Origin of the sequence: Thiohalocapsa sp. (assembly GCF_022340605.1) — a bacterium.
GTDB lineage: Bacteria > Pseudomonadota > Gammaproteobacteria > Chromatiales > Chromatiaceae > Thiohalocapsa.
The window spans coordinates 25,939-32,486 of record NZ_JAJDNQ010000139.1 but is presented as its reverse complement, the minus strand read 5'-3'; the positions used below and the strand labels follow the sequence as shown (position 1 = coordinate 32,486).

Below are 6,548 nucleotides of genomic sequence, written 5' to 3'. Positions count from 1 at the left end.
ACCGCCTGGAGGCTGACATCGAGGAGACCGAGCGCGACCTCGCCGACGCCCGCCGCGGCCTCGCCAACATTCAGGACTACCTCGTGAGCATCATCGGCGAGCTGGACCACCCCGAGCGGGAGCTGCAACTGGAGGCCATGGATCTGTGGCTCGACCGCATGAACGTAATCCGCGACCGCCACACCGAGGGCGCCCGGGAGATCCGCCTGGTGCGCGCCCGCCGCCCGCACCGCCCCGGCCGCGTCGCGCAGTACGTCCGCTTCCCGCGCAGCCTGGTGCAGGACATCGACGAGCGGTTGGCGGACATTCAGCGGCAGCTCGGGGGGTGATCGCGGCGGGGACGCCGCTCCCACGAGCGGCCGGCACGAACGCGTTCGCGGGCTGGCGTCAGGACGGCTCCTTCGGCGGCACGTAGCCCTCGGGCATCGCGGCGCCTTCGCCGAAGAAGTACTGCTCCATCTGCTCTTCGAGAAACTTGCGCGCCTTCGGGTCCATCGGGCTCAGGCGGTTCTCGTTGATGAGCATGGTCTGGTGCTTGAGCCAGTCGCCCCAGGCCTGCTTGGAGACGTTCTCGAACACGCGCTTGCCCAGCTCGCCGGGATAGGGCTGGCGCGCCAGTCCCTCGGCCTCGCGGCCGAGCTTCACGCAGTTGACCATTCGCGTCATGTGGGTTCTCCGTTGTCGTGAAATTTTGTGCCCGGACGGCGCTCTGACTCGGCGCCTTGTGCGAGCCGCGCGGCGGCCTCGTCCAGCAGGCGACGGATGGGTGCCGGCAAGCCGAGGTCGCCCGGCGCGGACGGCTCCACCCAGGCCGCCGCGGCGCTGTCGGCCACCCGTGCCGGGGCGCACGGCAGGCGCAGCAGCGCCGCCTCGATGTCTAGGTGAAAGTGGGTGAAGGAATGCCTGCGGGGCGGCAGCATTTCAAGCCGCGTGCCGATCTCGACAAGCTCCGTGCCGAGCCGCTGCCAGCACCAGTCCGCGACCGCCGCTGCCCAGGGTCGATCCAGCTCGGCGTCCGCCAGCGCCGGCGGCACCCAGAGCCCGCCCCAGACGCCGGCGGGGGCGCGCCGCTCCAGCAGCAGCCGGCCGTCCGGGGTCGTCGCCAGCACCAGCCGGGTGCGCCGCACCGGGTTGTCGCGCTTCGGCTTCGGCGCCGGATACGCATGCTGCGCCCCCTGCCCCAGCGCGATGCAGCGCACCGCCAGCGGGCAGCGCGCACAGGCCGGCGCCGCACGGGTGCACAGTGTCGCGCCCAAGTCCATCATGGCCTGGTTGTAGGCGCCGGCACGCTCGGCGGGGGTCAGCGCGTCCGCCAGCCGCCACAGGGCGCTCAGCACTGCGCTCCGGCCCGGCCAGCCGGGCACCGCGAAGCAGCGCGCCAACACCCGCTTGCAGTTGCCGTCGAGAATGGGCTCGCGCTGGCCGTGGGCCAGTGAGCGGATGGCGCCCGCCGTGGAGCGGCCGATGCCGGGCAGCGCGGTCAGCGCGTCCATGTCCGCCGGCAGCGCGCCGCCGTGCTGATCCATCACCATGCGTGCCGCCCGGTGCAGGTTGCGGGCGCGGGCGTAATAGCCGAGCCCGGACCACAGGTGCAGCACCGCGTCCAGGTCCGCCGTCGCCAAGTCGGCGACGCCCGGGAAGCGCGCCATGAAGCGCTCGAAGTAGGGGATCACCACGGCAACCTGGGTCTGCTGCAGCATGATCTCCGACACCCAGACGCGATAGGGCGACGCCGGCCGCTGCCAGGGCAGGTCCTTGCGGCCGTGGATGTCGAACCAACCGAGCAGGGCGGCCGCGAAGTTCGCCGGCCGCCAGGGCTCGGCAGGGAGGTCGGCCAGCAGCTCCGCTTGCGGGTCCTGTGGCTTCCGCGCCGGGTGATTCATGCCGGGGCAGGCTCGGGTGGGTGCTCAGCGGCCGAACAGATTGCGCAGGCCCTGCTCCAGGCCCTTGACGCCAGTGGACTCTTCGAGCTGCTTGAGGACGTTGCCGTCGTTGCCCAAGTGGCGGCGGACGCTGCGCCGGGCGACCTCGGCGAGGGCGGGGGCGAGGTTCGCGCTCACCTTGGGCGCGGCCAGGTCGCCCTTGATGCGAATGGGCACCTCGATGCCGGCGAGGTCCTTCAGGTCCGCTGCGTCCGGCGGCTGCACCAGGGTGGCTGTCAGGGCGAGGTCAAGGGTCTCGGCACCCACGTCGACGCGGCCACCGCCGCCGAGCCGGAACAGCCGCGCGCGGCCGTCGAGGTCGGCGACGGTAAACACGCCATGCTGACCTTGGGCACCCGCCTGGAGCCGCGAGAAGGCGAAGGCGTCCGCCGTCACCGGCAGGCCGACCGCGGAGAGCAGCGGGCCGAAGTTGGCCGCGCCCTGATCCAGCGCCGCAAGCCGGCCATCGCGCAGATCGAAGCGCAGCGTGCCGGACAGGTCGCGGCGGATCAGTGCCTGGTCGGCGCCGGTGGCGGCGAGGTCGGCCGTCAGGTCCGCGGTGCCGGTGACCTGCGGGGTGCCCTGAAGGTCCGCCAGCAGCGCGCCCAGGTCGGCGCGCCGCACCTCTGCCCGCAGCACCTGGCGCGGGGGTGCGCCGCTGTGCAGCGTCTGCTCGACGCGGGCGCTCAGCGTGCCGCCGTAGAAAGCGGCCGCACTGATGTCGGCGCCGGCGCGGGAGCCGGTTTGCGCGGCCACGACGGCGAGGTTGCCATAGGCGAGTGCGCCGACGCGCAGCAGGTCAGCGCCAAGATCGAGCCACAGCTCGGTGTCGTCTGCCGGCGGCGCCGGCGGCTTGGGCGCGGCCGGCGCGGCGTCCGCCAGCGCGCCGCATGGCTGGGCATCGGCCACCGCAGCCGCGGCCGGCGCCGCCGGCGTCAGGTATGGATCGAGATCCAACTGGTCGAGCCGCATCACGACCGCGGCCCCGGGCAGCGGGCCGAGGCTGACCGTCGCCGCCGCACCGGCGCGGGTGGTATCCGCGCGCAACTGCGCCGGCGCGATGATCAGCAGGCCCTCCGCGAGACGAAACACGCCATCGGCAGCGATGCAGCGCAGCGTCTGCGGCTGGCCAGGCAGGGACTGCTCGCGGTGCTGCGCGAGCCAGGCGCGGAGGTCGAGCGGTGCCAGCGCCAGCCGGCCCTCCCCTGCAAGGCGGTCGCCTTCGGTCTGGTAAAGGTCCAGGTTGCCATCGATGCGCAGGTCACCGGAGCGCAGCGCCAGCTTGCGCAGCCGCCAACGGCCTTCGGCGTTGCGACGGGCCTGCGCCGCGCTGAGGGTCAGGGCCAGCCCGTGCAGCTCGCCGATGTCGAGGTCGCGGCCGGTCAGTTGCAGCGGGGCGATGGTGAGCACGGGGAGCTCGGTCAGGTCCGCCCGGGCACTGAGGTCGAGGTTGCCGGCGAGCCGCGGCCGCACCCGCCGCAGCGGCAGACTGGCGGCGATGCGCAGCGGACCCGGCCGCTGCTCGAGCAACGGACCGACCGGCGCGCCGGTGCTCGCGCCGCCCATCAACGGCCAGCGCAAGCGCTTGGCGCCGGGCGGATAGTCCAGGGTGACGGTGGCGTTCCGCACCCGCGGCGCCGGCACGGCCAGCGCCGCGAGCCAGCGCGCCGCCGCCGTGGTGCCCGGGCGCCAGTCCAGTTCCACCCCTTGCGCACGCAGCACCACGGGCTCGACGTAGCCGAGCAAGAGCGCCGGCCATGCCAGCTCCAGCCGCAGGGTCTGCGCGACCACCAGCGGCGCGGATGCTCGGCCTTTGCCCGCGGCGCCTCGCGGCAGCACCCGCAGCGGGCCGAGCTCGGCGTGCGGCGTCGGCAGCAGTCCAAGCGCGGTGATGCCGTCCACGCGCACCGGCAGGCCGACGGCCGCGGTCATCTCCGCTTCTACCCTGCGTGCGAGGGCAGCGCGGTCCACCAGCATGGGCGCGGCCACCAGCAGCGCCAGCAACGGGAGCGCGACGGCCGCCGCGACCAGCGCGGCCAGGCGGATGCGCCGGCCGCGGCTCATGGACGCTCGCTACCGCAGTGCCAGCACAGGTCGAAGCTGCCGTCCACCAGCTCGCCGCAGTTGCGGCAAACCCAAGACGGGGCTGGCTCACGGCGGCCGTCGTCCAGAAAGCGCCGCAGGAGATCCCGGGCGCGGGACAGGTCTCGATCGTGCACGATCCAGATGCTCGGGTAGATATTGGCCGGGAGCTCGCCGATGGCACCGGACAGGTAGTCGCCGAAGATGGCGTTCTCCACCAGGTGCCGGTGCAGAAAGTCGCTCAGCAGCTGGGCCTCGATGCGGTCACCGGCCTGATAGAGACGCTGCATGGCGGCGGGAGGGTTGGAGCGGGTGATGGGAATCGAACCCACGTCATCAGCTTGGGAAGCTGAGGTTCTACCATTGAACTACACCCGCGTGAGACAACGATTGTAGGGCCGCGGCCGCGGCGACCGCAAGCGCGTCGCACGCCCCGCATGCAGCCCATCGGCATCGGCATCGGCATCGGCATCGGCATCGGCATCGGCATCGAAGTCGATTCTGCTGCCGGCCCCCTTTCTCCTCGCAGCTCGGCTTGGTCGTCGGTGCCGCGTCGGGCCTCCTGGCGTCGGCCCGACCTACACCCTGCCGCTCGGCGCTCGGCCCTCGGTCATCTACCCCTCGTACATGCCATTTACCGCCTCCCGATACCGCTCCAACACCTTGCTCCGCTTGATCTTCATCGTCGGCGTCTGCAGCCCGTTCTCGACCGTCCAGGGCTCCAGGGTCAGGCTCACGCGACGGATCTTGGCGTAGCCCGGGAAGTCCGCCAGGGCATCGCGCATGCGCCGGAGCATTTCCTTGTGCAGATCGGGGTCTTCAAGGCTCGCCGGGGCGTCGGGTCGGAGCCCGTACTCGCGGGCCAGGCCGGGCCAAAGGTCGGCGTTCAGCACCACCAGCGCGGCGAGGTAGGAGCGGCCCTCCCCCACTACCAGCACCTGCTCGAACAGTGGGTCCAGGCCGAGGGCCATTTCCATGTCGGCCGGCGGTACCTTCTCGCCATTGGACAGCACCAGGATGTCCTTGATGCGCCCGGTGATGTACAGGTAGCCGTCCTCCAGGCGCGCCTGATCGCCGGTGTGCAGCCAGCCGTCGGCATCGATGACCCTTGCCGTGGCGGCGTGGTTGTTCCAGTAGCCGAGCATGTTGCAGGGCCCCTTCACCTGCAGCTCCGCATCGGGGCCGATGCGCGCGCGGATGCCGCGCAGCAGCCTGCCGACGCTCTTCGGGCGGTTGTCGCGCAAGGGGTTCACGGCGATGACGGGGCTGGTCTCGGTGAGGCCGTAGCCCTGCACCAGGGGCACGCCGAGGCCGATGAACACGCGCGCGACGTCGAACGGCATGGCCGCACCGCCGCTGACCGCCGCGCGCATGCGCCCGCCCAGGCGCTCCAGCACGGGCGTCGCCACCTTGCGCTGCAACAGCGGCCAGAGCAGCAGCTTCGGGTGCCAGCGGCGGCGGCCCTCGTTGTACTCGAAGCGGGTCCAGCCGACGTTCACGGCGAGCCGGAACAGCCGCCGGGCCAGTGCCGAGCGGCCTTGCAGCTGGTCGTTGATGCGCTGATAGATGCGCTCGAATACCCGCGGCACGGCGATGATGGCGGTGGGGCGGATGGTCTTCATGTCGTCCGCCAGTTGATTCACCGACCGGGCATAGGCCACCTCCGAGCCCGTCAACATCGGCAGGAAATAGCTGGCGGTGCGCTCCAGGGTGTGCGACAGGGGCAGGAAGGAGAGAAACACGTCCTGCTGGTACACATCCACCACGGTCAGCGCGCCATGGGCATTGCTGAGGATGTTGTTATGGCTCAGCATCACACCCTTGGGCCGGCCGGTGGTGCCGGACGTGTAGACGATGGTGGCCAGGGCATGCGGGTCACCGTCGCGCTGCGGGCGCTCGGCCGCACGCTCCGGGTCGGTCTTGAAATGGGCTTGAGGATCGGTTTGGGGATCGGTTTGGGAATGGCTTGTGCGCGCTGGCTGCGCCAGCCAGTCCGAGGCGGCGACGGCGCGCGGGTCCTGTGCAGCGTATGCGCGGGCGCCGTCGCGTCCGTCGACGATCACCACCCGTTGCGGCCAGGGCTCATCGCCAATGACCGGGGCGAGCCGGCGCCAGCGGTTGGCGTCCTGGATGAACAGGAGGCTGACCGCGGCATCCTGTAGGATATAGGCGGCGTTGTCGGCGCGGTCGTCGGTGTAAAGCGGCACCGTCACCAGCCCCAGCGACAGCGCCGCCTGGTCGATAATGACCCACTCCGGACAGTTGCGCAGCAGGATCGCGACCCGGTCGCCCGGTTGCAGGCCCTCGGCGGCCAGGGCGTTGCGCCAGCGTTCCACCTCGGCTGCCGTCTCGCGCCAGGTCAGCGCGCACCATTGCGATGCTGCGCGGTCGAACCAGCGGTAAGCGATGCGCTCCGGTGAGCGGCGCACCCGGTGATGAAACAGCCCGTCGAGCGTGCGCGCGCGCTCGACCGGGATCAGATCCTCGGACCAGGTCATCAAGCGTCCGTCCTCATCGTTCTCGTGGTGGCCGCGGGCCTGCGGC

The 6,548-nt window shown here is 71.7% G+C and carries 6 protein-coding genes and 1 tRNA gene; 1 reads left to right on the top strand and 6 read right to left on the bottom strand.

Annotated features, from left to right (window positions below; all coding sequences use genetic code 11):
* Positions 1-329: hypothetical protein (locus LJE69_RS17125; RefSeq protein ID WP_296927242.1), on the top strand; the 329-nt coding region annotated here is incomplete at its 5' end.
* 58 nt (positions 330-387) lie between these two features.
* Here LJE69_RS17125 and LJE69_RS17120 read toward each other — a convergent pair.
* The 6 genes from LJE69_RS17120 to LJE69_RS17095 form a co-directional block, all read right to left on the bottom strand.
* Positions 388-666 carry an oxidative damage protection protein gene (locus tag LJE69_RS17120; RefSeq protein WP_296927241.1) on the bottom strand — a complete coding sequence of 93 codons (279 nt, stop codon included), beginning with the start codon at positions 664-666 and terminating at the stop codon, positions 388-390.
* Positions 663-1,883 (bottom strand): A/G-specific adenine glycosylase, encoded by a 1,221-nt coding sequence (gene mutY / locus LJE69_RS17115; protein ID WP_296927240.1) that lies wholly within the window; start codon positions 1,881-1,883, stop codon positions 663-665. The genes LJE69_RS17120 and mutY overlap by 4 nt, the downstream gene beginning before the upstream one ends.
* A gap of 24 nt (positions 1,884-1,907) precedes the next feature.
* Positions 1,908-3,986, bottom strand: a complete 2,079-nt coding sequence (locus tag LJE69_RS17110) for an AsmA-like C-terminal region-containing protein (RefSeq protein ID WP_296927239.1) — start codon at positions 3,984-3,986, stop codon at positions 1,908-1,910.
* Entirely contained in the window at positions 3,983-4,336 is a 354-nt protein-coding gene (locus LJE69_RS17105) for a DUF2007 domain-containing protein (protein ID WP_296927238.1), read from the bottom strand. Before LJE69_RS17105 ends, LJE69_RS17110 begins: the two co-directional genes overlap by 4 nt.
* A tRNA-Gly gene (locus tag LJE69_RS17100) sits at positions 4,309-4,382 on the bottom strand. Before LJE69_RS17100 ends, LJE69_RS17105 begins: the two co-directional genes overlap by 28 nt.
* 236 nt (positions 4,383-4,618) lie before the next feature.
* On the bottom strand, positions 4,619-6,505 hold the full coding sequence (locus LJE69_RS17095; RefSeq protein WP_296927237.1) for a long-chain fatty acid--CoA ligase: 1,887 nt from the start codon (positions 6,503-6,505) through the stop codon (positions 4,619-4,621).
* Positions 6,506-6,548 lie beyond the last annotated feature (43 nt).